The organism is Halomonas marinisediminis (genome assembly GCF_004347715.1).
Classification (GTDB): domain Bacteria; phylum Pseudomonadota; class Gammaproteobacteria; order Pseudomonadales; family Halomonadaceae; genus Halomonas; species Halomonas icarae.
Map to the genome: position 1 here is coordinate 1 of NZ_SLTR01000058.1, position 526 is coordinate 526.

General features: G+C 43.2%; 2 protein-coding genes. One reads left to right on the forward strand and one right to left on the reverse strand.

All coding sequences use genetic code 11. The features are described from left to right. A partial coding sequence (locus E0702_RS15810) for an MGMT family protein (RefSeq protein ID WP_205741956.1) occupies nucleotides 1-117 on the reverse strand: 117 nt, incomplete at its 3' end. A gap of 196 nt (nucleotides 118-313) precedes the next feature. Between E0702_RS15810 and E0702_RS15815 the strand changes: the two genes are divergently transcribed. Then, on the forward strand, nucleotides 314-526 hold a 213-nt coding region (locus tag E0702_RS15815; protein WP_205741955.1), incomplete at its 3' end, for a hypothetical protein.

Sequence of the window (526 nt, forward strand, 5' to 3'; positions counted from 1 at the left end):
TACTTGGCGTGCATAGCCTGGGTAGCCAGCCATTTTGGCAACTTCGCCATAACTAGTTACTTTTCCAAAGGGAATTTGGTGAATTACTGCAAAGATTTGTGGTAAAAACTGGTCCATACTTGTCAATAATGTTGAATATAAAGTGTCGGAAAAAGCAAAGGGATGCTTCGATACTATTTTGCAACGATTGCAAAGTAAATCAATATCCGATTTCGACAATTCCAGGATGGAATAAGGAGTGGGAATGCTGTTTTCTACGATACAGTTTTTCATAGCGGCGCTACTTTCTGTGGTGTGCGCTCGAGTGCTTGGCGTGAGTGAGGGAGATATTCCGCTTGTCGCTGTATTAGTCCCCGCACTTTGGTTGATTCAAAAGCGCAGCGTTGCCTCTGTTGTGTTCTTTATCTCCGTTCTAGCCTATGGACTTACCTTGCCTCATCAACCTATAACACTCTCGGTCAGTGTATGGATCCTGTTCCCATTAATGATGGTTATTTTCTCTAAACGGTCGAATTTAATCGCCGTG